Here is a 22,796-nt window from a genome sequence, read left to right on the forward strand (position 1 = left end):
GATCGCCGCGCGATGGAGGAGGAGCAAGGCTCATGACCACGGACATGGGACGACAGGAGACGCCGCGGGCGCTGGTGACCGGCTGCAGCTCGGGAATCGGTCTGGAAATCACGCGGCGACTGCTGCGCGATGGCTGGCAGGTCACGGGGCTGAGCCGCCGCGCGCCCGACATCGAGGACCCGGGCCTCACTTTCGTTCCCGTGGACCTCTCCGACCCCGAGGCGACCGAAGCGGCGCTCGCCTCGGTCGGGCCAATGCGGGCCGTTGTGCATGCCGCGGGACTGCTGCGCGTGGGCGGGCACGAGAGCCTAGACCGCGACGAGGGCGCACGCATGTGGCGCCTGCACGTCGATGTGGCCGCGCAGCTGGTCTCGGCCCTGGCGCCCGGGATGGCCGATGGCGGCCGCTTCGTTCTGGTCGGCTCGCGTGTCGCTGCAGGTGCCGCCGGCCGGTCGCTCTATGCCGCGTCGAAATCGGCGCTGGTCGGCTTTGCCCGCTCGGTGGCCGCCGAACTGGCGCCGCGCGGGATCACCGTCAACATCGTCGCCCCCGGCGCCACCGACACGCCGATGCTGCACGATCCGGCGCGTGCGGGCTCGGCCCCGCGCAAGCCCCCGATGGGCCGCCTCGTCAAACCCGCAGAGGTTGCCGGCACGGCCGTCTTCCTGCTGAGTGATGACGCCGCCAGCATCACCGGGCAGCAGATCGTGCTTTGCGGGGGCGGCTCGCTCTGAGCCGCCGCCCACTGGTCTCCGGTCAGGAGATGGGGTTCGCGAGGCCGAACATCAGTCCGACGATCACCGCCACGATGACCAGCCCCAGGACCCAGGGCCAGGCGCCGTAGCCGTCGATATCCTCGCGCGTGTCGCGTCCGATCATGATCTCGCTCCTAGTTCAGCAGTTCGGGCAGGAACAGCGCCAGCTGCGGGAAGAAGATCACCAGCATCAGCCCGATCACCTGCAGCGCGATGAAGGGCAGCACGGCCAGGAAGATCTCCTGCAGTGTCACGTCCTTGGGCGCCACGGACTTCAGCCAGAAGCAGGCCGGGCCGAAGGGCGGCGACAGGAAGTAGATCTGGATATTCATCACGAAGAGGATGCCGAACCAGATCTTGGCCTGATCCTCGGTCAGGCCGAGGTCCGGTGCCAGCGTCATCACCACCGGCGCGAAGACCGGCACTGTGATGAGGACGATGGCGATCCACTCCATGAAGGTGCCCAGCACCATCAGGATCAGCATCATCACGATGATCGTGCCCATCGCGCTCAGCCCGAGGTCGAGGAAGAGCGAGCGCATGAACTCGCCCCCGCCGACGAGGTTGAAGATCCCCACGAAGCTGACCGCGCCCAGCACCAGCCAGATGATCGTGCCCACGGTGGTCATGGTGCCCAGCATCGCCGCCGAGAGCACGTTCCACTTGAACTGGTGGCGCACGGCGGCGACGAACATCGCGCCGATACAGCCCACGGCCGCGGCCTCGGTCACGCTGGCAATCCCGGCGTAGATCGAGCCCATGACCGAGGCGATGAGCAGGATGCAGAGGATCACGGCGGTGACCCGGTCCTTCGAGAGCTTCTGGTCGCGGCCCGTCATCTCGGCGACTTCGGCCGCCGTCGGCGCCAGCGAGTGGTTCAGGTTCACCCGGATCAGCACGTAGCCCGCGTAGAAGATCGCCAGCATGATGCCGGGAATGGCGCCGGCCATGAACAGATCGCCGATGCCGACCTCGGCCGAAAGACCGTAGACGATCATGATGATGGACGGGGGGATCAGCGTGGCCAGCGCGCCCGAGGCGCAGATCAGTCCGATGGTGATCTTGCGGTCATAGCCCAGCCGGAACATCTGCGGCAGCGCCACGAGGCCCAGCATCACGATCTCGCCGCCCATCACGCCCGACATGGCCGCGAGCACGACGGCCACCACGGTGGTCTGCACCGCGACGCCGCCGCGCAGGTTGCCGGCAAAGATCGACATGGCGTCGAAGAGGTCCTCGGCGATACCTGCCCGCTCGAGGATCGAGGCCATGAGCACGAAGAAGGGCACCGCCACGAGGCTGTAGTGCTCGAGCAGGCCGGTGGCGTTGGACGAGACCAGGAACAGCCCGCGCGGCCCGAAGAAGGCCACCGCCATGAGCACCGAGACGATCAGCGTCACGATGCCCAGCGGCATGCCGGTCATCATCAGCGCAACCAGCAGCAGCACCATGATGAGCGAGACCGTTCCCAGGTCCATCGAGCGCATGTCGAGCGCCGCCGAGGGGTCGAGGGCCCTGCCGATGCCACTGATCGCGTCCGAGAGGATCTCGGCCGGCGCGAAGCCCAGCGCGTGGCTCAGGAAGGCCGAGACGAAGTAGACGACGAAATAGACCGCCGCGATCTTGACCGCTGTCTTCGCCCAGCGCGAGGCGACGTGGCGGTGCAGGTTCACCACGAGCTGCGCCAGGTACATGAACCCGCCGATCACGATCAGCGATTTCATCATCATGGGCAGAGGCGAGTTGAAGGCCGAGCCCGACTTCTCGAGCCGCGCCACGCTGTCATAGGCGCGGATCGGGGCATCGGTCAGCAGCATGTAGAGCGCGGCGATCCCGACGATCGTGGCAAAGAGGTCGAGCCACCAGCGCTGCCGCGCGGTGGCCATGACGTGAAAGACGGTGATCGCGATGTGCCGCTGTTTCAGCGTCACGTAACCGGCCGAGAGCATCCAGGCCGCGGCACAGAGCACCATGACCGTCTCGAAGGCCCAGAAGGTCGGCGCATTCAGAAGGTAGCGCGAAAAGACCTCGTAGAGCGTCGCCAGCGAGGCGATCACGTAGAAGGTCGAGATCGCGATGCCCGTCACGTGGCTGGCGTGATCGACCGGCGTGTAGTCCTTCCACGCGAGGTCCGCCTCTTCGTGCAGCGGGTCCTGCGCACCGACCTCGATATCCGAGGCCGCGACCCCCTCGTCGTATGTTCGCGTCATGTCCGTGTTCCTCCCCCGTCGTGCCGCTCTGCGGCCGCGGTCCGCGTGGTCCGCCCCATGCTCGGCGGTCGTGCGCGGCGCGACCCATCCGGACCGCGCCGCGCCGGATCACGTCCACGCGCTCCCCCACGCCGGACGTGACCTGTCTGCGAGGCCCGCGTTAGAGCAGGCCTGCCTCTTTCATGAACGAGATGTGCGTGTCGTAGACCTCCTGTGCGAGATCCGAGCCGGACGCGAAGTCTTCCCAGGCTTCCTGGGCGATCTCGCGCAGCTTGTCGCGCTCTTCCTGCGGCCAGTCGATGATGGTCAGCTCGCCCGCCGCCTTGTCACGCGCCACGAGCTGACGGTCGAGACGGTCGAAGTACTGGCGCAGACCGTTGTAGGCCGCCAGATACCAGGTCTCGAGCGCGACCTGCTCGGCCTCGCTCAGCTCGTCCCAGACCATGTCGCTCACGGTGAACTGCAGGATCGGGGTCGAGTGGATGCCCGGGAAGATCGGGTACTTGGCGATCTTGTGCATGCCGTTGGCGTCGTTGTTGGCATAGGCCGAGTTGTCGGCCGCGTCGATCACGCCCTTCTCCAGCGCGCCGTAGGTCTCGGAGCCCGACATCGACACGGGCGCCGCGCCGGCGCGCTTGAAGACGTCCGCGGCAAGGCCCTCGGGCGAGCGGATCTTGAGGCCCTCGAGGTCGGCCACGCCCTCGACCGGCACCTTCGACACGAAGGCTTCGCGCGCGTAGGCGCCGCAGCCCACGACATGCACGCCGTCGAAGTGCGCGTCGAAGAGCTTCTGCAGCATTTCCTTGCCGCCGCCCTGGGCGCAGAAGGCCTGGATCTGGTCGGCGGAATCGTAACCCGCGATCAGGTCGCCCATGAGCGCGAAGGCCGGATCGACCCCGGCGAAGTAGTTGATCGAGGTGAGATCGCCGTCGAGGATGCCCACCGAGATCGCCTCGGCAGTCTCGCGGCGCGGAACCACCGCGTCCACCGGCAGCAGCTCGACCGTCAGCGCGCCGCCGGTCATGGTTTCCAGCTTCGGCACCCATTCCTCGTTGAGATAGGCCAGCGATGCGTGGCTCGCGTTCGACGAGGTCTGGATCTTGAGCGTGCGGTCGGCGGCATCCGCGGCACCGGCCGCGACTCCCAGCCCGGCGGCCAGCGCCAGCGCGCTCACGGCACGCGTCATTGCAGTGACTTTCATGGTGTCCTCCCTGACTTCCGTAACGTCGCGGCGTGTCTCCTCAGCACGCCGTGTCCCGACACCTCTTCTAATATATTAGTCAAATAATCGTGGCAACGATTTGATTCGTCAGGCGGTCAGGATCGCGAAAAAAGCAACCAGGAGCGCTGCCGCCAAAGCGGTGAAGGCGCCGTTCCAGCCCAGCGACAGGCGGCGCGCGGGAATGCCGCTGATGCGCTGGATCAGCAGCACGACGGTCGCGAAGGGCGAAAAGGTCATCGACAGGGCCCAGCCGCAGGAGATCGCGAGCGCGATGAGCGTGGCATCCGCAGGCAATGTCTCGAGACTGCCGAAGAGGCTGCCGAAGAAGATCGCCATCATGATGGGTGAAAAGGCCAGAAGGCTGAACAGCGTCAGCACCACCGGGATCGCCCCCAGCAGCACCCAGTCGGGCATCGTATAGAGGCCCAGCGACTGCGCCAGCGCGTCGCCCGGCACAACGCCGGCCCCGGCCCGGCCGAGGAAGCCGGAACTCGCGAGCGTCACGGCAAGCGCCCCGCTCTGCGGCAGGTTGCCCGCCAGCAGGCCCGTCAGCCGCCGTCGCACCTTTGCGCGTCCCGCGCGGTCTAGGCCCGATTGGGCCGCGAGCCAGCCGGGGATCATCAGCGGGCAGGCCAGCATGAGGCCGAAGACCAAGGTTTCCCCCCGCAACGTCGCAAGGATCTCGGACAGCCCCAGGAGCCAGGCGCAGGCGGCAACGAAATAGGCCGCCGCACGCCACGGGAAGGCCTTCGGAACGACCTTGCCCGCGGGCGTGTAGCGGCGGAATCGCCAGCGGTCCTCGGCCCAGCCCAGGGCGATGACGCAGAGGAAGGCGGTGAAGCCCAGCCCGATCCAGAGCAGCCGGTCGATCCCGGGAATGAGCTCCATCAGCGCCAGCGGCGCGAGCGCCGTGGGCGACCAGACGACCGACCAGGCGAAACCGCGCAGCATGGCACTGAGCTGGCGCTGCTCGCGCAGATGGTCGCGCCCGTCGTCCGATTGCGCGCGGGCGATGCCACGCTGGATCAGCGGCACGAGAAAGGAGACCACGCCGATGTTGAAGATCACCGCCATGAAGGCCGTCCCCAGGTTGAGCGCGGCGTAGCGCCGCCCAGGCGGCTGGCGTGTGAGAAACCCGCCGAGGTCCGAGACCGAGGGCGAGGTCATGGCCGCCTCGCGCAGCAGCGTCAGCAGCAGGATGAAGGCCATGAGGAAACCGGCCTGGTCCATCGCGCCCGCAAGGATTTCCGCCCGGTCCGGCCGGGTGAACCAGACGTAGGCGCCAACCGCGAGCGACAGCGCCAACAGGTAGCTTTCCCGCAACCCGAACCGCGGCAGCGCCACCACCACGGTCAGGCCGATGGTGATCCAGGCGACATGCGCCACGGCCTCGGAGGCGGTCAGACGGGCCAGAAGCACGAAGACGATCATCACCAGAAGCGCCGTGGAAATGGCCTTGTCGGTCAGGCTCAGGGTCGGAGGCGCTTCGGCGTGATGCATGCCTCCGCTCAGCCGGTGACGAGATCGCGCGGGTCGAGTTCCCGGCCCGCCGCGTGCGCCGTCACGTTACCGGACCAGTGGCCGACGATCCGAGCAAGGTTGTCGCGCGTGCCACCGCCCATGTGCGGCGTCAGAACCGTGTTGGGCGCGCGCCGCAGGGGATGCTCCGCCGGCAGCGGCTCGGGGTCGAAAACGTCGAGCCCCGCCCCGCCAATCTGCCCGCTTTCCAGCGCCGCGAGCAGCGCCTCCTGGTCCACCAGCCCGCCGCGCGCGGTATTGATGAGCACCGCGCCGGGGCGCATCCGTGCGAAGGTCTGGGCATTCATGAGGTGGCGCGTCTCCGGGGTGAGCGGCAGGTGCAAGCTGACGACATCCGCGCCGGAGATCAAGTCATCGAGGGACAGAAACCCCGGAACGCCCTCGATAGGCCCGGAAGCGCGGGTGTAGGTGACCTCGCAGCTGAAGCCGGCAAGGCGCTTGGCGACCTCCTTGGCGATGGCGCCGTAGCCCACCAGCCCGACCCGCGCGCCGGTCAGGTCGCGGCCCTTGTCGTAGATGCCGGGCTCGAGCCACTCGCCGGCGCGGACGCGCGCGTCGCCGACGCAGAGGCGCTTCAGCACGGCGATCATCAGCCCGAGGGTGTGATCGGCCAACGACGGTGCGTTGCGCCCGGGGCTGCGCGCCACCGTGATGCCGCGCGCGAGCGCCTCGGCCACCGGCAACCCGTCGGTGCCGGTGCCCCACTGGTGCAGCAGCTTGAGGTTCGGCGCGGCGTCGAGCAGCACGGGCGGCATCTTCACCGCCCGCACCACGGCATAGTCGACGTCGTGCAGGATCGCCGCGCGATCCGCCTCGTCGTTGGAAGCCGGGTAGCGGATGTCCAGCACGCCGCCTGTCAGGCGTTCGACCGTCTGCTGCATCTCCGGCCCGAAGGCCTCGAGCAGCGCGACGCGGGGCCGGCTCACGACCGGCCCCGGATCAGGTCCTGCATCAGCCCCATTTCCTCTTCGGTCAGGTCGGTGAGCGGCGCGCGCACCGGCCCGGCCTCGAAGCCGCGCAGGCGCACGCCCGCCTTGATCGCCGAGACGGCATAGCCGGTCTTGCGGTCGCGGATCGCGGCGAAGGGATAATAGAACTCTTCCAGCAGCCGCTCGCAGGTGGCGTCGTCGCCCGCGGTGAAAGCGCGGTGGAAGGCCACCGCAGTCTCGGGAACGAAGTTGAACACGGCCGAGGAGTAGGTCGCCATGCCCGCGCCCCGGTAGGCCTGCGCGAAAAGCTCGTGCGTGGGCATGCCGCCGATATAGCTCAGCCGGTCGCCCAGCTTCAGCGTCACCCGCCGCACCGTGTCGATGTCGCCGGTGCCGTCCTTGAACCCGATGAGGTTCGGGCATTCGTCGGCCAGCTGCTCGAGCGTTTCAGCCGTGACCCGCGCCTGCCCGCGGTTGTAGACGATCACGCCCATCTTCGTGGACTTGCAGACGGCGCGGATGCGCTCGGCGATGCCGTCCTGCGGCGCGCCGATCAGGTAATGCGGCAGCAGCAGGATGCCGTCGCCGCCCGCTTCCTCGATGCCCTGCGCCAATTCGCAGGCCATGCGCGTGCCATAGCCGCAGCCGACCATGATGGGCGCCTCCGGCTGCGCCTGCTTGGCCGTGCGGGTGATCTCGACGATCTCCGAGGGCGTGAGCGAGAACATCTCGCCGGTGCCTCCGGCTACGAAGAGACCGGACACCGGGTAGTCCGACAGCCATTCGAGATGCGCGCGGAAGGGCTCCGGGGCGAAGTCGCCGTCGGCGCCGAATGGCGTCACCGGAAAGGACAGCAGCCCGCCGTCGATGCGGGACTTCAGCGTTTCGTTGTCGATCATCCCTGCCCCCCCTCAGCGGTCGTTCTTCTTGCGCCAGGCCTCGAACGTGGCGAGGTGTTCGTCCTTGGTGCGGGGATAGAGCCCGATGATCGTCTCGCCCGCCTTGACCTGCTCGACCACGAAATCCTCGTAGGCGGTCATCTCGACGGCCTCGGCCGAGACCTCGTCGGCGATGTCGGCCGGAATCACGATCACGCAATCGGCGTCGCCCACGATGATGTCGCCCGGGAAGACCGGGGCATCGCCGCAGCCGATGGGCTCGTTGATGGCGATGGCTTCGTTGTTGGTCAGGTTCGTCGGGCTCGACGGCCGGGTGTGATAGGCCGGGATCGCCAGTTCGCCGATGGTCTGCGCGTCGCGGAAGCCGCCGTCGGTGACGATGCCCGCCCCGCCCCGCACCATGAGCCGGGTCACGAGGATGTCGCCGGCCGAAGCCGCCTGCGCCTGCTTGCGGCTGTCCATGACCAGCACATGCCCCTCGGGGCAGGTCTCGATGGCGACACGCTGCGGATGCTCGGGATTGCGGAACTCGGCCAGCGTGTTGCGGTCCTCGCGCGCGGGGATGTAGCGCAGGGTGAAGGCCGGCCCGACCATGTTCTCGCCCTTCCAGCCCACCGGGTGCACGCCCTGGATCACCTGGTTGCGCAACCCGCGCTTGAACAGGGCCGTGGCGAGCGTCGCCACCGACACCCCCTTGAGCCGTGTGCGGATCTCTTCATTGAACGCCATCAATCTCCTCCTTCGGGGCTGTCCCTCAGCGTTACGCTGCGTTTGGTATGTTCCCTCGCGGTGTCCGACATGGTCAGGCCGAAGCCCGGGCGATCAGGCACCCACATCCGGCCATCGCGGATCTCGAGCCGTTCGTTGAAGAGCGGCTCCAGCCAGTCGAAGTGTTCGACCCAGCCCTCGGTCGGGAAAGCCGCGACGAGCGGCAGATGCTGCTCCATGACAAAATGCGGCGCCAGCGCCACACGCTGGCTGCGGGCCAGTTCCATCACGCGCAGCATCGGGGTCACGCCGCCGATGCGCGGGCAGTCGGCCTGCAACACGCGCGCCCCGCCTGCCGCGATGAGTGCCGCATGCTCGTCGTAGGAGGCCAGCATCTCGCCTGTCGCCACCGGCGTGACCAGTTGCGCTGCAAGCGCGCCGTGGCCGGCATGGTCGCGGGCGTCGAGCGGCTCTTCGATGAACTCGAGGCCCATGCCATCGACCCGCCTGCAGAAGGCCAGCGCCTCCGCTCGGCTCCACTGCTGGTTGGCATCGATCATCAGCGCCACGTCCGGGCCGATTGCATCGCGCACCGCTTCGATCCGTCGGATGTCCTCGCGCCAGTCCGGCTGACCGACCTTCATCTTGATGCCGCCGATCCCCCGGGCGACCGAATCGCGCGCTGCCTGAGACATCTCGTCGATCGAAGCTTGCAAGTACTGGCCGCCGGAGTTGTAGACCCGCACCCCGTCACGGAAGCTGCCCAGCAGCTGCGCCAGAGGCAACTTGGCGCGCCGCGCCTTGAGATCCCACAGCGCCGTGTCGAAGGCCGCGAGGACATGAAACGCCGCCCCGCAGGCCCCGAGCGAGTTGGTGCGCCAGCCCAGCATTTCCCAGATGCGCTGGACGTCAGCCCCACGCGCCCCGATGACCATCGGCGCGATCTCCTCGGCAAGGGCCTGAAGCGCCGTGCCTCCCGCGCGCAGGGTGTAGGTGAACCCCGTGCCGGTCGTGCCGTCCTCGTCGGTGATCTCGGCAAAGACCATGTCGACCGCCGCCAGCGGCACCTGCCGGCCGGTGGCAACCTTGGCGTCCGAGACCGGCCGCGCGATCGGTTGGACCACGTGCGAAATCCTGAGCCCCGCGATGTGGTCTGTCATCTCGATCCCCCCTGAATGCCGCACGCCCGCGCCTTCTCCCTACATCTGATATATTAGCATTTCTATTGTTGCAACTTGTCAAATTCACTGCCACGATTATGAACGCGGGATGTGGATGTCGGCATGAAGAACGAGGACCTCTTTTCCGGTCTGATGCAGCGCCTGGGCGGCGACCCCGCCGCGGGGACGGTGCCCTCTGCCGCCGGGCGGACGCTGGATTCCCTGCGCCGGCGCATCATCGCGCTCGACCTGCCGCCCGATACCGTGCTCAGCCGCGCGGCGCTGGCGCAGGAATACGACGTCAGCCAGACGCCGCTGCGCGACGCGCTCCAGAAGCTGGAAAGCGAGGGGCTGGTCGAGATCTTTCCCCAGTCCAAGACTGTCGTGACCCGCATCGATGCGGACAAGATCCACGAGGCCCTGTTCCTGCGCCGGGCCATCGAGCTCGAGGTGGTGCACGTCCTGGCCCCCGTCATCGACAAGGCCACGATCACGCGGCTGCGCACCATCATCGGCATGCAGGACGCCCTGGCCGAGCAGCGCGACGAGATCGGGACCTTCCAGGAGCTCGACGAATCCTTTCACCAGGTGATGCTCGCCGCCGTGGGGTTTCCCGAGCTGCACCAGCTCATCCGCGCGCGTTCGGGTCACCTGAACCGGGTGCGGCGCCTCGATCTCTGGGACGCGCCAAAGATCCGGCGCATCCTGTCCGATCACCGCGAGATCCTCGCGGCGCTCGAGGCTCATGACCCGCAGGCGGCCGCCGATGCGATCCGGCGCCACCTCGGCCAGACCGTGGCGCGGCTGCCGGCCCTGCGCGCCGAGCATCCCGACTATTTCAGGGCCGAGACCCCTCGTTCCGGCGATGGCGCACCGAGGACAGCAGCGCCAGGCCGATGAACGCGGCGCCGACGAGGCCGGTGATGACCTCGTGGACGTGGAACATGGTCTGCGAGAACATGATGATCGAGAGCACCAGGATCGAGTAGAAGGCGCCGTGCTCGAGGTAGCGGAACTCGTTCAGCGTGCCCTTCTCGACCAACATGATCGTCATCGAGCGGACGTAGAAGGCTCCGATCCCGAGACCGATGGCGATGAGAAAGAGGTTCTGCGTCAGCGCGAAGGCCCCGATCACGCCGTCGAAGCTGAAGGAGGCGTCCAGCACCTCGAGGTACATGAAAGCGCCCAGACCGCCCTTGGCAACCGCCTTGCTGGCGTCGGCGCGGTCCAGAACGTGACCCAGCGCGTCGACCGCGACGAAGGTGACGAGCCCTCCCACCGCGGCGAAGAAGAAGTCGCCCATCTGCCCGGCAGGCAGAGCCGCGCCGAAGACCAGCATGACAACCAGCACGAAGCCCAACTCGATCCCGCGGACCGACCCGCAGCGCCGCAGCCGCTTTTCCAGCGTGGCGATCCAGTCGACCTCCTTGCCCTCGTCGATGAAGTAGCTCAGCGCGACCATCATCAGGAAGGCCCCGCCGAAGGCCGCGATCGACAGGTGCGCATCGCCGATGATCTCGGCGTAGCGCCTCGGATCGGTCGCGGCGAGCTTGAGCGCCTCCCAGGGGCCGATCCCGGCAGCGACCACGACGATCAGCAGCGGAAAGACGATCCGCATGCCGAAGACCGCGATCAGGATGCCCCAGGTCAGGAAGCGGCGCTGCCACTCGGGGGTCATCTGCTCCAGCTTGTTGGCGTTGACGATCGCGTTGTCGAAGGACAGCGAGATCTCGAGCACCGACAGCACCACCCCGATCAGGAAGAAGCTGACGGCGCCGCCGAGGGTTCCCGAGTAGCTCCAGCCAAGCACCAGCGAGAGGGCAAGGCCGATCCCGGTAAACAGGAAGGGCCAGCGGAAATAATGCAGCATGATGGGTCCTGCCAGGTTCGTGTGATCCGCCTACCAGGCCGGCGTGAGCAGAGGCTTGCCCGCGAAATGGGCGGCGAGATTGTCCACGACAAGCTGCGCCATGGCATCGCGGGTTTCGACCGTGCCCGAGGCATGGTGCGGGTAGAGCGTGACATTGGCCAACCCGGTCAGGGCCGGATCGGGGTCGGGTTCGTTCAGATAGACGTCGAGCCCGGCCGAGCCGAGGCGCCCGTCGCGAAGCGCGGCGATCATCGCCGCCTCGTCGACCACCGTCCCCCGCGCGACGTTGACCAGCGTGCCCTGCGGCCCCAGCGCCTCGATCACCTCGGCCGAGACGAGCTTCTCGGTGGCAGGCCCGCCGGCGACGGCCACGGTCATGACGTCGGCCCAGCGCGCCAGTTCGACGATGTCGGGCTGGAAGTCATGGGGCACCGCCGGTTTCGCGGAACGCCCGAAATAGGCAACCTCCATGCCCAGCGGCACGCAGCGCGCGGCAATGGCCTGCCCGATGCGGCCCATGCCGACCATGCCCAGCCGCTTGCCCTTCATGGTGGAAAGCAGCGGGAACATGCCCTTGCGCCCCCAGTCGCCGCTTTCGACGTAGCGATGCGCGCGCACCAGGTCGCGCCGGGCCGCGAGGATCAGCATCAGCGCCACGTCCGCCACCTCGTCGCAAAGCGCGTCCGACGTGTTGGTGAGCGGGATGCCCCGCTCCTTCAGCGCGGCGGTGTCCACCGTCTCGAACCCGGCCGAGGAACAGGCGACGATCTCGAGGTTCGGCAGATGCGCCAGCATCTCGCGCGTGAGGCTCGCGTGTCCGTTGGTGACGATGCCGCGGCACTTGGAGCCGTGCTCGGCCAGGAAGGCCTCCTTGTCCGCCGCCTCGTCGTAGCGGTGCAGCCGGTAGGTCGCCTCGAGCTGCTCCATCGCCTTGGGCCGCGCGGGATAGAGAACGAGGATGTCCTCGCTCATTGCGCTGCCTCGAGCCGCGCGGCGCGGCGCTCGGCCTGCACGTCGGGATCGGGGTCGAGGCTCGCCGCCAGCAGGTTGCGCGTGTAGTCTTCGCGCGGGCTCTCGAATATCTGTCTGACAGGTCCGACTTCCACGACCTTCCCTTTTTGCATGACAAGCACACGATCAGCGAAATCCCGTACAACGGGAAGGTCGTGCGCGATAAAGATGTATGACAGGTTTAGTTCATCCTTCAGGCGATGCAACAGGTCGATCACCTGCGCCTGGATGGACACGTCAAGCGCCGAGACCGCCTCGTCGCAGACGATGATCCGCGGCTCCAGCGCGAGTGCGCGCGCGATCGCGATGCGCTGGCGCTGGCCGCCCGAGAACTGGTGCGGGTGCCGGTACATGTGCTCGGCCTCGAGACCCACCTGCTCGAGCAACTCGGCCACGCGCTCGCGCCAGCGCGGCTTCGGCAGGATCTCGGGATGGATGACCCAGGCCTCGGAAATGATCTTGTAGACCGACATCCGCGGGTTAAGGCTCTGCGTCGGGTCCTGGAACACCATCTGGATGTCGCGCCGCATCTCGTAGAGCTCTTTCGGCGAGAGCTTGAAGATGTCGCGCCCCTCGTAATGGGCCTCGCCCGCGTCGGCCTCTTCCAGCCGCAGCAGCAGCTTGGCGGTGGTCGACTTGCCCGAGCCGGACTCGCCGACGATGGCCAGCGTCTCGTTCGGGTAGAGATCGAGGTCGAGATCGTCGATGGCGTGGAAGGCGCCGTAGGTCTTGGTGACGCCCCGCATCGAGAGCATCGGCTCGGGTCCCTGCCCGCCTTCGGACATGGCGCCCTGGCCCGGCGCCGCCGAGATCAGCTTCTTCGTGTAGGCGTGCTGCGGGTTGTGATATACTTCGCGGGCGCTGCCGCGCTCGACGATCTCGCCCTCGTTCATCACCACGACGCGGTGCGCGATCTCGGCCACGACGCCGAGGTCGTGGGTGATGATCAGCAGCCCCATCCCGGTTTCCTTCTGGAGCGACTGAAGCAGCGCGAGGATCTGCGCCTGCACCGTCACATCCAGCGCCGTCGTCGGCTCGTCCGCGATCAAGACATCGGGCTTCAGCGCCAGCGCCATGGCGATCATGAGGCGCTGCCGCTGGCCGCCCGAGAACTGGTGCGGATACTTCTCGACCGCGCCCTCCGGGTCCGGCAGGCCGACCTTGCGCAGCAGCTCCACGGTTTCCCTGCGCGCGGCATCGCGTGCCGTGCCGTGCACGACCATGGTCTCCTCGATCTGCCAGCCCACGGTGTAGACAGGGTTCAGATGGCTCAGCGGGTCCTGGAAGATCATGGCGATGCGCTTGCCGTTGATCTGGCGACGCGCATCCGCGCTCATGGTGAGCAGGTTTCGGCCGTCGAACAGGATCTCACCACTGGTGATCTCGCCGGGCGGGCAGTCGATCAGGTCCAGCACCGCCGAGGCCGAGACCGACTTGCCCGAACCGCTCTCGCCCAGGATGGCCAGGACCTCGCCCCGGTCGAGGTGCCAGCTCACGTCGCGGACGGCGTGCACCGTGCCCCGCGCGGTATGGAAATCGACCGAGAGGTTACGAACGTCGAGCAGGTGATCAGGCATTCTTCTTGCCTCCCATTTCCAGGCGCCACCGCTGTTGCGGATCGAGAACCACGCGCAGCCAGTTCGACAGCAGGTTGAGGCTGAGCGTCGTCAGGATGATCGCGAGACCGGGCCAGAAGCACAGCCACCAGGCCGATGTCAGGTAGGGCCGGCCCTGGCTGACCATGAGGCCCCAGGTGATCTCGGGCGGCTGGATGCCGATGCCGAGGAACGACAGCGAGGATTCGGCCAGCATCACGAAGGCAAAGTCCAGCGTCGCGATGGTGGTGAGCGTCGGCAGCACCACGGGCAGGATGTGGCGGAAGACGATCCGCTTTGTCGAGGCGCCCATGACGCGGGCGGCCTGCACGAACATGCGCTCGCGGATTTCCAGCACCTCGGCGCGGGTGGTCCGCAGGTAGATCGGGATTCGGGTGATCGCCAGCACGATGACCAGGTTCCCGACCGCCGGCTCGAGCATGTAGAGCACGATGACGGCCAGCAGGAGCGAGGGGAAGGACATGATGACATCCGCCAGCCGCGGGATGATCTGCCCCGCCCGGCCGCGCGAGTAGCCCGCGATCAGGCCCAACGCCGAGCCGATGATCATGGAAGCGACGACGGCCCCGGCCGCGACGACCATGGTGTTCTGCGCCGCGACGATGATGCGCGCCAGCAGCGGCCGGCCCAGCTGGTCGCCGCCAAGGATGAACATCCATCCCTTCGACAGGTCGAAGGGCGGAGCGTTGCGGCCGCGCAGGTTGGGCTTCGAGGTGATCTCCTCGAGGAACATCGGCCCGAAGATCGCGCAGAGCGTGACGATCACCAGGAAGATGACGGCGGCGCAGGCCAGCTTGTCGGCCCAGAGCAGCGACAGCGCGGTGCGCAGGGCGCCGGGTCCTTCCTTGGTGCGTGTCGCGGCGGGTGCGGGGGAGCGTTCGACCATTGTCATCTCAATACCGGATGCGCGGATCGAGGATCGCGTAGGCGATGTCGATCAGGATGTTCATGAGGAAGATGGCGAAGGCGGTCACCATGATCGCGGCGAGGATCACCGTGAAGTCGCGCTGCAGGATCGAGTCGATCATCAGCTTGCCGACTCCCGGGAACCCGAAGATGGTCTCGACCACCACGGCGCCGTTCAGCAGCGCGGCCGCCTGGTCGCCGATCACCGTGATGACCGGCAGCATGGCGTTGCGCAGCGCGTGCACGAAGATGATCGGCCGGTTGCCCACGCCCTTGGCCCGCGCGGTCTTGACGTAGGCCGACTGCAGCGCCGAGATCATCGAGCCGCGCACCACCTGCAGGATCAGCCCGAAAGGCCGGATGAAGAGCACGGCGACCGGCAGGACCCAGTGCCAGACCGTTCCGGTGCCCGAGGTCGGGAGCCACCCGAGGTTCACCGAGAAGAGCACGATGGCCACGATGGCGATCCAGAAGTCTGGCGCCGAGGCTCCGATCAACGAGACGAAGGTCGCGAAGCGGTCGAAACGGCCGCCGACGTTGAACGCCGCGAGCGCGCCGAAGGTGATGGCGCAGACGGTCACGAGGCCCATGGTGATGACGGCAAGCGTGAGCGTCCAGGAAAAGCCACGCAGCACGGCGTCGATGGCCGGCTCGTTGCGCCGGATCGACTCGCCGAAGTCGAAGCGGACGAGATCGCCCAGGTAGTTGACGAACTGCATCACGAGCGGATCGTTCAGCCCGTGAAGCTCGCGGAACTGCTCGCGGCTTTCGACCGAGGCGTCCACCGGCAGGTAGAGGTCGGTCGGATCGCCGGTCAGGCGGCTGAGGAAGAAGACGAGCACCACGAGGCCGAGCAGAGAGACTGCGCTGGCCACGGCCCGCTTTCCGAGAAACTGTTTCATGGCGGGTCCCGTAGGGTTCCGGGACGGCGCGGCGCGCCGTCGGTCGGGGTGATCCGGACGGCGGGAGCGCACCGCCGCCGTCCGGTTTGCAAAGGGGATCAGTTGAAGCTGATCTGCTCCAGTTGCAGTTCGCTGTTGGTCTTGATCGACGGCGTGAAGTCGAGCCGCTCGTTCACGCGGCTGAAGCCCACCATGTGGAAGAGCATCACGTCGAAGGCCTGTTCGTGGATGTAGGAGAAGACCTCGCTCCAGTCCTCGGCCCGCTCATCGCCGGTGGCGGCGGTCGCCTCGGCGATCATGTCGTCGAGCTTGGGATCCTGGACACCCGACTGCAGGCCCTCCGAGGCGTACTTGAAGTACATCGAGAACACCGGGTCGCCGTTGGCGTTGTCATGCATCGCCTGCACCATCTCGGGGCCGCGATCCTCGGGGAAGGGCTTGGAGTAGTGCTCGAGCCACTCGGCCACCTCCACCATCTGCAGGTCGACGTTGAAGCCAACCTCGCGCCACATCGAGGTCAGCGCCTCCATGGTTTCCAGCACGTTGGCGAAGTTGTTGATCCGCCCGACGACCGTGATCTCGGTGTCGACCGGCACGCCGTCGGCCTTGGCTTCCTCGATCAGCGCCTTGGCCTTGTCGGGATCGTAGGCGTAGGGCTGCAGGTCCTTGTTGTAACCGATGGTCGAGGGCGGCGTCATGCCGGTCGCCAGTTCGGTGCCGTCGGCGAGGATCGTGCCGATGAAGGCCTCGCGGTCGACCGCGTGGTTCAGAGCCTGCCGCACCCGGACGTCGTCAAGCGGCGCCATGGTGGTGTCGAGACGGGTGTAGACGGTCTCGGAGTTCGAGTAGGAGAAATCCGTGTCGGGGTTTGTCGCGTCCTGCAGCGCGATGTTGGGCGCGATGTCCGCCTCGCCGGTCTGCACCATGGCGGCGCGCACGGCGCTGTCGGTGCGGAACACGTAGGTGGCGCCGGTCACTTCCGGTGTCTCGCCCCAGTAGTCGGGGTTCGAGGACAGCGTGATGTCCTGGCCGCGGCGGTATTCGTCGAAGACGTAGGGCCCGGTGCCCATGGGCTCTTCCATGTGGCCATCCAGCGGCGCCTCGGCTGGCGTGATCGTCACGGTGGACATGAGCAGCGGCAGGATCGGCTGCGCCGGGTCGGCGGTGATGTCGATGGTGGTGTCGTCGACCACCTCGGTCGTCAGGTCGATGCCGCCGAAGAACTTGGCGCCGATCTCGCAGACGATGTCCTCGGACTTGATGCGCACCAGCGTGTGCGCGACGTCCTCGGCGTCCAGCGCCGAGCCGTCATGAAACTTGACCCCCTCGCGCAGGTGGAAGCGCCAGGTGCCGTCGCCCATGTCCTCCCACTCGGTGGCGAGGCGCGGCATCAGACCCTCGTCGGGGTCGAGCTCGGTCATGGTCTCGGTGATGTTCTGCAGCACCACGCGGCCCACGTTCGACCGCGACGACTCGCAAGGGTCGAGAATGTCCAGCTCCTCCGACAGGACGACCGTAACAGTGCTATCCTGCGCGTATGCGGGCAGCGCGGCAACAAGTGCCAGCGCGGTTCCCTGAAGATAGGTTCTCAGTTTCACGGGTTCTCCTCCTCCGTTTTTGTGCAGCCTGGCCCTCTGTGCCCCGGTCGCTGCGGACCGGGAGGCCCCTCCCCTGATCAGCGCTCTCCCGTGCGCTGATAGGCTAATATTTTAATTTACTTTCGCATTTTTGCTACTTGTATTTGTCTCACAGTGATGCGTTCTCGGTATCACTCGGCAGCCCTGACGTATCATGTCGTTGGCGCCCTCTGACGTGAACTCAGGGCCATAAGCCCGATCGACACGATGATGACGCCCGCGCCGATCCAGGTCGTGTTCTCGACCACTTCGCCGAAAATCGCGTAGCCCGCGAAGGCGACGAAGGGCAGCCGCAGGAAGTCGATCGGCGCGATGAGCGAGGCGTCGCCCAGCCGGAAGGCCTGCGTCGCCATGATCTGGTTCAGTGCGCCGATGGCCCCCTGCGCGGCCAGCAGCAGCCACTGGGTCGGGGTGGGCGTGGACCAGAACAGGATCGCCGGAACCAGCGCGATGGGCACGGTGGCGATCAGGTTCCAGGCGACCAGCGTGTCGCTCGTCTCGGTGGCGCCCATGTATTTCAGCATCAGCTGGATCGTCGCCATGAGAACGGCCGAAAGCAGCGCGAGCATCAGCGCGACGTTCAGGTCCCCCCGCCCGGCTTCAGCAGCACGACCACGCCGATGAACCCCAACACCACGGCAGCGATGCGGATGGCCTGCGGTGCCTCGCGCAGCACAAACCAGGCGCCCACCGTGACGAAGAGCGGCGAGGCAAAGCCGATCGCCGTGACCGTCGCGAGCGGCGCACCAGCCAGCGCCGCGAAAAGCGCCACCAGCGAGCCGAGCTTCAGCGCCGCGCGCAGCCCGTGCAACCAGTGCCGCCGCGTCATGAGCATGCCGGGCCGATGCAGGATCCAGGGCAGCATGGCCAGCAGACCGAAGGCCGCGCGGGTGAACCCCATGAAGAACGGATGGATGTCGTCCGCGAGAAAGCGCACGAGCACCGCGTCCACGGCATTCATGCCCGCGACAAGGACCATCAGCCCGACACCGAGAAGCGCGCGCGCTTCCATCATGCAAAGTCTCCAGAGCTTGGCCGCGCGAGACCCGCGGCACCTTCCAGACGACATGAACAGGTCATCGTATATTTGTAAATCCCCTTCTTGATGCCAACTCCAAAAGCGGCGCGATCAGAAATAAATCCATTTATAGAAGCATACTTATGGATCATCCGTCAGGGTGTGAGACCAACCTCAACTTGACAACCTATGCGTCCGAGAGCGACACAGGATGCACCAAGGGAGAGGGGAAACATGATTCTCGAGACCGCGACAGACACCCCGGAGGGCATCGCCGCACGGATGGATGGCCGGCTTGCGGACGCGGGCGACGGGTGGCAAACGGCCGTCCTGCCCTCGCCGCGCGTGCAGAACCACGCGGCGTTCCTGCTGCGCGGCCCGGACGGCACGCTGACCTGCGCCTGGTTCGGCGGCGGGCTCGAGGGCAAGGCAGACATCTGCATCCACACGAGCACGCTCGCCCCCGGCGCAGCGCAATGGGGCCCGGCCGAGCGGATCACCGACGACCCGGAACGCTCTGAACAGAACCCGGTGCTCTTCGACGCGCCGGACGGACGACGCCTGCTGTTCCACACCGCCCAGCCCGGCGGCGACCAGGACCGCTGCGTCGTGCGCATGCGCGAGATCGGCCAGCCGCCGCGCGACCTGCCGCTGCCCAAGGGCTCCTTCGTGCGCGCCGCGCCCTTGGTGCGCCCCGACGGCGCCTGGCTGCTGCCGCTCTTTCACTGCACCCATGCGCCCGGCGCGCGCTGGACGGGGCGGCACGACACCGCCTCGGTCGCGATCACCGAGGACGCGGGCGAAACCTGGCGCATCGTGCCGGTGCCCGAGTCGACCGGCTGCGTGCACATGACGCCACTGGCGCTCTCGGACACGCATCTCGTCGCCTTCTTCCGGCGGCGTCAGGCCGATGCGGTCTACCGCTGCGAGAGCAACGACGGCGGCGAAAGCTGGACCGTGCCCGAGGCCACGGACCTGCCCAACAACAACTCCTCGATCACGGCCATCCGGCTGGCGGACGGCCGCATCGCGCTCTGCTGCAACCCGGTCAATGCCGAGATGGACCCGGCGCGCCGCGCCTCGCTCTACGACGAGCTGGGCGAGGACGACCGCCCCGAGGCCGAGGGCGGCTGCACCCCGATCTGGGGCGTGCGCCGTGCGCCGCTGATCCTGGCGCTGTCCAGGGACGAGGGGCGCAGCTTCCCGCGCCGGATCACGCTGGCCGACGGCCCCGGAACATGCCTGAGCAACGACAGCGAGGACGGCAAGAACAAGGAACTCTCCTATCCCGCGCTCTCCGAGACGCCAGAGGGCGACATCGACGTCGCCTTCACCTATCACCGCCGGGCCATCGCGCATCTGCGCGTCCCCGCGAAAGAGGTGAAAGCATGATCGGAATTACCATGGGCGATCCGGCCGGCGTCGGCCCGGAGATCACCCTCAAGGCCATCGCTGCCATGGACCCCGAAGGACGCGCACAGACCCGCGTCTTCGGCAACGGGCCGACGCTCGAAGCCGCCGAGGCGGTGGTGAAGACCGGCCTCGTGCCCGGCCAGGATTTCCAGCTTACGGACCTCCCCATCGAAGGTGCCCCCCTGCCCTTTGGACAGACCGACCCGCGCTGCGGCGACGCCGCCTTCCGCTTCATCGAGGCCGCCGTGCGGGCCGCCGAGGCGCGTGAGATCGGCTGCATCGTCACGGCACCGATCAACAAGGCCTCGCTGAACGCCGCAGGGCATCACTACGACGGCCACACCGGCATGCTGGCGGCGCTGACCGGGCAGAAGGGCGCCTTCATGCTGCTGGCCTCGGATAAGCTCAAGGTCATCCACGCCTCGACCCATGTCTCGCTGAAGACCGCGATCGAGCGCACCTCGCCGGAGCGCATCCTCGAAACCGTCCGCGCCGGCGACGGCCACCTGAAGCGCATCGGCATCGCGCATCCCCGCATCGCCGTGGCCGGCCTCAACCCGCACTGCGGCGAGGGCGGGCTTTTCGGCGACGAGGACGACCGCCTCATCGCGCCAGGCGTGAAGATGGCGCAGGACGAGGGCATCGACGTGGTCGGCCCGATCTCGGCCGACACGCTGTTTCACCGTGCCTACCAGGGCGCCTTCGACCTCGTCGTCGCGAACTACCACGACCAGGGGCACATCCCGATCAAGCTGGTGGCCTTCGACACCGCCGTGAACGTCTCGGTCGGATTGCCCATCGACCGGGTGTCGGTCGACCACGGCACCGCCTTCGACATCGCGGGCAAGGGCATCGCCAACCACGAGAACATGCTGGAAGCCATCGCCTATGCGCGGCGGCTTGTGGCCGGACGCGCCAAGGGAGAGAGCGCATGACCCAACCGATCAGGGGCGTCTTCTGCGCCGCAGCTACCCCGGTGGATGCCGACAACAAGGTGCGGCTCGACCTCTTCGCCGAGCACTGCCGCGCGCTCATCGACGAGGGCTGCCACGGCATCGCCCTGCTGGGCACGACCGGCGAGGCCAACAGCTATTCGGTGGCCGAGCGCAAGGCGCTGCTCGAGGCGGCGCTCGATTTCGGCGTCGCGGGCGACCAGCTTCTGCCCGGCACCTCGAGCTGCAACGTCCCCGAGACCGTCGAGCTCACGAAGCATGCGGTCGAGCGCGGCGTGCGGGGCTGCGTGCTGCTTCCGCCCTTCTACTACAAGGGTGTGAGCGACGAGGGCCTCTTCCGTTTCTACGCGCAGGTGATCGAGGGCGTGGCCGTCGACCGCCTGAAGGTGGTGCTCTACCACATCCCGCAGGTGACGCAGGTTCCGATCTCGCACGAGCTGATCGCACGCCTGCGCGAGGCCTTCCCCGGCACGGTCGTGGGCATCAAGGACAGCGCCGGCGACGTCGAGAACATGAAGGCGATGGTGGCGAAGTTTCCGGACTTCTCGGTGCTCTCGGGGGCCGATCCGCTCATGCTGCCGCTGCTGCAGGCGGGCGGCCATGGCTGCATCACCTCGACCTCGAACCTGCGCGCCGACGCGCTGCGCGAGATCTGGGAGAACTGGCAGGACGCGGGAGCCGCCGACCGGGTGCAGGCCGCGCAGGACCGCATCAACGACTGGCGCGGACTGACCAATGCCTACATCCAGCTGCCGACGGTCAAGACCATGGTCGCCCGCGCCCGTGGCAACGACGACTGGCTCAATGTGCGCCCGCCGCTGGTGCCGCTGAGCGCCGAGGAACGCGCCCACGTCTGGGGCCAGATGGAACAGCTGGGCCAATGAGGTCCGCGCGCGACGGGGAGGAGATCGCATGAGCATGGACCGGCAGATCGTCATTCATCAGCCCGCGCGGCTGGAAATCGGCGCGGGCGCCGCGGCAAAGGTCGGCGAATGGGCCGAGGGGGCACAGCGCGTGCTGGTGCTGACGGTGCCCGTGCTGGCCGACAAGGTCGAGATGCTCGGCCTGCCCGGCCGGGTCGAGGTCTTCACCGAGGTGCCGCCCGAACCCGACGACCGCGCGCTCGCCGCCGCGCTTGCCGTGGCGGCCGAGCTGAAGCCCGACGTGGTGGTTGGCCTCGGCGGCGGTTCGGTCATGGACGTGGCCAAGCTCGTCTCGGTGCTCTGGGACGGGGCGCAGCAACTGCCCGACGTCATCGGTCCCGACAAGGTCGCGCAGCGGCTGTCGCGCCTGGCCCTCGTACCCACGACCGCCGGCACCGGCTCCGAGGCCGGCATCCGCGCGCTGGTCACCAACGCCGAGACGCAGGCCAAGATGGCAGTCGAGAGCGGCCACATGCGCGCCGACCTCGCGGTGCTGGACCCGGTGCTTACCTACTCGGTTCCACCAGAGGTCACGGCCGCAACAGGCGTCGATGCCATGGCGCACTGCGTCGAGGCCTTCACAAACATCCGCACCCACGACATGATCGACGGCTATGCCCGCATGGGCATCGGGCTGGTGGGCCGCTACCTCGCCCGCGCGGTGGCCGACGGCACCGACACCGAGGCGCGCGCCGGCATGATGCTGGCCAGCTACTACGGCGGCATCTGCCTCGGTCCGGTGAACACCGCCGCGGGCCACGCGCTGGCCTATCCGCTGGGCACGCGGCTGCACCTGCCCCACGGGCTGGCCAACGCGATCATCTTCCCGCACGTACTGGCCTTCAACCAGCCCGAACGGCCGGGCAAGACCGCCGAGGTGCTCGACGCGCTCGGCCTGCCCGAGGGCGCCGGCTCGCAGCACGTGGCGGCGGTCGCGCGCGACTACTGCGAGCGGCTGGGCGTCGAGATGCGGCTCTCGGCCCACGGCGCCGGCGAGTCGGACCTGCGCGGCTGGGCCGAGGAGGCGCACGGCATCCGCCGCCTCATGGACAACAACCCGCGCGAGATGTCGGTGGACGACGTCGAGGCGATCTACCGCGCGGCCCTCTAGGCCGCGCGGACACG

The 22,796-nt window shown here is 67.7% G+C and carries 22 protein-coding genes and 1 pseudogene; 7 read left to right on the top strand and 16 right to left on the bottom strand.

Going from position 1 to position 22,796, the window contains the following annotated elements; genetic code table 11:
• Positions 1–32 precede the first annotated feature (32 nt).
• The gene (locus SALMUC_RS17910; RefSeq protein WP_020039131.1) at positions 33–734 is read left to right on the top strand and encodes an SDR family NAD(P)-dependent oxidoreductase; all 702 of its coding nucleotides are present in this window, start codon (positions 33–35) and stop codon (positions 732–734) included.
• A gap of 22 nt (positions 735–756) precedes the next feature.
• Here SALMUC_RS17910 and SALMUC_RS17915 read toward each other — a convergent pair whose 3' ends face one another.
• From SALMUC_RS17915 to SALMUC_RS17950, 8 genes are all read right to left on the bottom strand, one after another.
• Entirely contained in the window at positions 757–879 is a 123-nt protein-coding gene (locus SALMUC_RS17915) for a hypothetical protein (RefSeq protein ID WP_020039130.1), read from the bottom strand.
• Positions 880–889: 10 nt separating this feature from the next.
• Positions 890–2,965, bottom strand: coding sequence for a TRAP transporter large permease subunit (locus SALMUC_RS17920; protein ID WP_020039129.1), 2,076 nt, complete (start codon positions 2,963–2,965; stop codon positions 890–892).
• Positions 2,966–3,125: 160 nt separating this feature from the next.
• Positions 3,126–4,166: a TRAP transporter substrate-binding protein gene (locus tag SALMUC_RS17925; protein WP_021120587.1), complete on the bottom strand. Its 1,041-nt coding sequence runs from the start codon at positions 4,164–4,166 to the stop codon at positions 3,126–3,128.
• A 108-nt stretch (positions 4,167–4,274) separates the two neighbouring features.
• A complete protein-coding gene (locus SALMUC_RS17930; protein ID WP_020039127.1) occupies positions 4,275–5,687 on the bottom strand; it encodes a hypothetical protein in 1,413 nt (470 codons plus the stop codon).
• 8 nt (positions 5,688–5,695) lie between these two features.
• Positions 5,696–6,652 carry an NAD(P)-dependent oxidoreductase gene (locus SALMUC_RS17935; RefSeq protein WP_020039126.1) on the bottom strand — a complete coding sequence of 319 codons (957 nt, stop codon included), beginning with the start codon at positions 6,650–6,652 and terminating at the stop codon, positions 5,696–5,698.
• Positions 6,649–7,551, bottom strand: a complete 903-nt coding sequence (locus SALMUC_RS17940; RefSeq protein WP_198014621.1) for a 5-dehydro-4-deoxyglucarate dehydratase — start codon at positions 7,549–7,551, stop codon at positions 6,649–6,651. The genes SALMUC_RS17935 and SALMUC_RS17940 overlap by 4 nt, the downstream gene beginning before the upstream one ends.
• Positions 7,552–7,566: 15 nt before the next feature.
• The gene (locus tag SALMUC_RS17945) at positions 7,567–8,283 is read right to left on the bottom strand and encodes a ribonuclease activity regulator RraA (protein ID WP_020039124.1); all 717 of its coding nucleotides are present in this window, start codon (positions 8,281–8,283) and stop codon (positions 7,567–7,569) included.
• Positions 8,283–9,422 (bottom strand): L-talarate/galactarate dehydratase, encoded by a 1,140-nt coding sequence (locus SALMUC_RS17950; RefSeq protein ID WP_020039123.1) that lies wholly within the window; start codon positions 9,420–9,422, stop codon positions 8,283–8,285. The genes SALMUC_RS17945 and SALMUC_RS17950 overlap by 1 nt, the downstream gene beginning before the upstream one ends.
• A gap of 123 nt (positions 9,423–9,545) precedes the next feature.
• Here SALMUC_RS17950 and SALMUC_RS17955 point away from each other — a divergent pair, with 123 nt between their 5' ends.
• On the top strand, positions 9,546–10,322 hold the full coding sequence (locus SALMUC_RS17955; protein ID WP_020039122.1) for a GntR family transcriptional regulator: 777 nt from the start codon (positions 9,546–9,548) through the stop codon (positions 10,320–10,322).
• Here the strand turns inward: SALMUC_RS17955 and SALMUC_RS17960 are convergent.
• From SALMUC_RS17960 to SALMUC_RS17975, 4 genes are read right to left on the bottom strand one after another with little or no spacing between them, the layout of a single operon-like run.
• Positions 10,261–11,292 carry a DUF475 domain-containing protein gene (locus tag SALMUC_RS17960; RefSeq protein WP_020039121.1) on the bottom strand — a complete coding sequence of 344 codons (1,032 nt, stop codon included), beginning with the start codon at positions 11,290–11,292 and terminating at the stop codon, positions 10,261–10,263. The genes SALMUC_RS17955 and SALMUC_RS17960 overlap by 62 nt on opposite strands.
• 30 nt (positions 11,293–11,322) lie before the next feature.
• Positions 11,323–12,264, bottom strand: coding sequence for a 2-hydroxyacid dehydrogenase (locus SALMUC_RS17965; protein ID WP_020039120.1), 942 nt, complete (start codon positions 12,262–12,264; stop codon positions 11,323–11,325).
• Entirely contained in the window at positions 12,261–13,880 is a 1,620-nt protein-coding gene (locus SALMUC_RS17970; RefSeq protein WP_020039119.1) for an ABC transporter ATP-binding protein, read from the bottom strand. The genes SALMUC_RS17965 and SALMUC_RS17970 overlap by 4 nt, the downstream gene beginning before the upstream one ends.
• A complete protein-coding gene (locus tag SALMUC_RS17975) occupies positions 13,873–14,736 on the bottom strand; it encodes an ABC transporter permease (protein ID WP_425414317.1) in 864 nt (287 codons plus the stop codon). Before SALMUC_RS17975 ends, SALMUC_RS17970 begins: the two co-directional genes overlap by 8 nt.
• Here SALMUC_RS17975 and SALMUC_RS31875 point away from each other — a divergent pair.
• A pseudogene (locus SALMUC_RS31875) lies at positions 14,651–14,824 on the top strand (hypothetical protein); the annotation flags it as partial. The gene SALMUC_RS17975 and the pseudogene SALMUC_RS31875 sit on opposite strands and share 86 nt — an antisense overlap.
• Here the strand turns inward: SALMUC_RS31875 and SALMUC_RS17980 are convergent.
• From SALMUC_RS17980 to SALMUC_RS30565, 4 genes are all read right to left on the bottom strand, one after another.
• Positions 14,813–15,727 (bottom strand): ABC transporter permease, encoded by a 915-nt coding sequence (locus SALMUC_RS17980; RefSeq protein ID WP_020039117.1) that lies wholly within the window; start codon positions 15,725–15,727, stop codon positions 14,813–14,815. The pseudogene SALMUC_RS31875 and the gene SALMUC_RS17980 overlap by 12 nt on opposite strands.
• A 98-nt stretch (positions 15,728–15,825) precedes the next feature.
• On the bottom strand, positions 15,826–17,325 hold the full coding sequence (locus SALMUC_RS17985) for an ABC transporter substrate-binding protein (RefSeq protein WP_020039116.1): 1,500 nt from the start codon (positions 17,323–17,325) through the stop codon (positions 15,826–15,828).
• Between the two features lie 191 nt (positions 17,326–17,516).
• Positions 17,517–17,933: an EamA family transporter gene (locus SALMUC_RS30560; protein ID WP_021120590.1), complete on the bottom strand. Its 417-nt coding sequence runs from the start codon at positions 17,931–17,933 to the stop codon at positions 17,517–17,519.
• An 11-nt stretch (positions 17,934–17,944) separates the two neighbouring features.
• Positions 17,945–18,379 carry a DMT family transporter gene (locus tag SALMUC_RS30565; RefSeq protein ID WP_021120591.1) on the bottom strand — a complete coding sequence of 145 codons (435 nt, stop codon included), beginning with the start codon at positions 18,377–18,379 and terminating at the stop codon, positions 17,945–17,947.
• A gap of 237 nt (positions 18,380–18,616) precedes the next feature.
• Here SALMUC_RS30565 and SALMUC_RS17995 point away from each other — a divergent pair, with 237 nt between their 5' ends.
• From SALMUC_RS17995 to SALMUC_RS18010, 4 genes are read left to right on the top strand one after another with little or no spacing between them, the layout of a single operon-like run.
• A complete protein-coding gene (locus tag SALMUC_RS17995) occupies positions 18,617–19,774 on the top strand; it encodes a sialidase family protein (protein ID WP_020039114.1) in 1,158 nt (385 codons plus the stop codon).
• Entirely contained in the window at positions 19,771–20,730 is a 960-nt protein-coding gene (gene pdxA / locus SALMUC_RS18000; RefSeq protein WP_020039113.1) for a 4-hydroxythreonine-4-phosphate dehydrogenase PdxA, read from the top strand. The genes SALMUC_RS17995 and pdxA overlap by 4 nt, the downstream gene beginning before the upstream one ends.
• Entirely contained in the window at positions 20,727–21,632 is a 906-nt protein-coding gene (locus SALMUC_RS18005) for a dihydrodipicolinate synthase family protein (RefSeq protein ID WP_020039112.1), read from the top strand. The genes pdxA and SALMUC_RS18005 overlap by 4 nt, the downstream gene beginning before the upstream one ends.
• A 28-nt stretch (positions 21,633–21,660) precedes the next feature.
• Complete coding sequence (locus tag SALMUC_RS18010; protein WP_020039111.1) at positions 21,661–22,782, top strand: iron-containing alcohol dehydrogenase; 1,122 nt, start codon at positions 21,661–21,663, stop codon at positions 22,780–22,782.
• Positions 22,783–22,796 lie beyond the last annotated feature (14 nt).

It is taken from the genome of Salipiger mucosus DSM 16094 (assembly GCF_000442255.1).
In the GTDB taxonomy this organism is placed as follows: domain Bacteria; phylum Pseudomonadota; class Alphaproteobacteria; order Rhodobacterales; family Rhodobacteraceae; genus Salipiger; species Salipiger mucosus.

Excerpts from the sequence above, each read along its gene's own strand:
- SALMUC_RS17910 (WP_020039131.1), top strand. The coding sequence starts at position 33 with ATGACCACGGACATGGGACGACAGGAGACGCCGCGGGCGCTGGTGACC.
- SALMUC_RS17915 (WP_020039130.1), bottom strand. The coding sequence starts at position 879 with ATGATCGGACGCGACACGCGCGAGGATATCGACGGCTACGGCGCCTGG.
- SALMUC_RS17920 (WP_020039129.1), bottom strand. The coding sequence starts at position 2,965 with ATGACGCGAACATACGACGAGGGGGTCGCGGCCTCGGATATCGAGGTC.
- SALMUC_RS17925 (WP_021120587.1), bottom strand. The coding sequence starts at position 4,166 with ATGAAAGTCACTGCAATGACGCGTGCCGTGAGCGCGCTGGCGCTGGCC.
- SALMUC_RS17930 (WP_020039127.1), bottom strand. The coding sequence starts at position 5,687 with ATGCATCACGCCGAAGCGCCTCCGACCCTGAGCCTGACCGACAAGGCC.
- SALMUC_RS17945 (WP_020039124.1), bottom strand. The coding sequence starts at position 8,283 with ATGGCGTTCAATGAAGAGATCCGCACACGGCTCAAGGGGGTGTCGGTG.
- SALMUC_RS17950 (WP_020039123.1), bottom strand. The coding sequence starts at position 9,422 with ATGACAGACCACATCGCGGGGCTCAGGATTTCGCACGTGGTCCAACCG.
- SALMUC_RS17955 (WP_020039122.1), top strand. The coding sequence starts at position 9,546 with ATGAAGAACGAGGACCTCTTTTCCGGTCTGATGCAGCGCCTGGGCGGC.
- SALMUC_RS17960 (WP_020039121.1), bottom strand. The coding sequence starts at position 11,292 with ATGCTGCATTATTTCCGCTGGCCCTTCCTGTTTACCGGGATCGGCCTT.
- SALMUC_RS17965 (WP_020039120.1), bottom strand. The coding sequence starts at position 12,264 with ATGAGCGAGGACATCCTCGTTCTCTATCCCGCGCGGCCCAAGGCGATG.
- SALMUC_RS17970 (WP_020039119.1), bottom strand. The coding sequence starts at position 13,880 with ATGCCTGATCACCTGCTCGACGTTCGTAACCTCTCGGTCGATTTCCAT.
- SALMUC_RS17980 (WP_020039117.1), bottom strand. The coding sequence starts at position 15,727 with ATGAAACAGTTTCTCGGAAAGCGGGCCGTGGCCAGCGCAGTCTCTCTG.
- SALMUC_RS30560 (WP_021120590.1), bottom strand. The coding sequence starts at position 17,933 with ATGCTCGCGCTGCTTTCGGCCGTTCTCATGGCGACGATCCAGCTGATG.
- SALMUC_RS30565 (WP_021120591.1), bottom strand. The coding sequence starts at position 18,379 with ATGATGGAAGCGCGCGCGCTTCTCGGTGTCGGGCTGATGGTCCTTGTC.
- SALMUC_RS17995 (WP_020039114.1), top strand. The coding sequence starts at position 18,617 with ATGATTCTCGAGACCGCGACAGACACCCCGGAGGGCATCGCCGCACGG.
- pdxA (WP_020039113.1), top strand. The coding sequence starts at position 19,771 with ATGATCGGAATTACCATGGGCGATCCGGCCGGCGTCGGCCCGGAGATC.
- SALMUC_RS18005 (WP_020039112.1), top strand. The coding sequence starts at position 20,727 with ATGACCCAACCGATCAGGGGCGTCTTCTGCGCCGCAGCTACCCCGGTG.
- SALMUC_RS18010 (WP_020039111.1), top strand. The coding sequence starts at position 21,661 with ATGAGCATGGACCGGCAGATCGTCATTCATCAGCCCGCGCGGCTGGAA.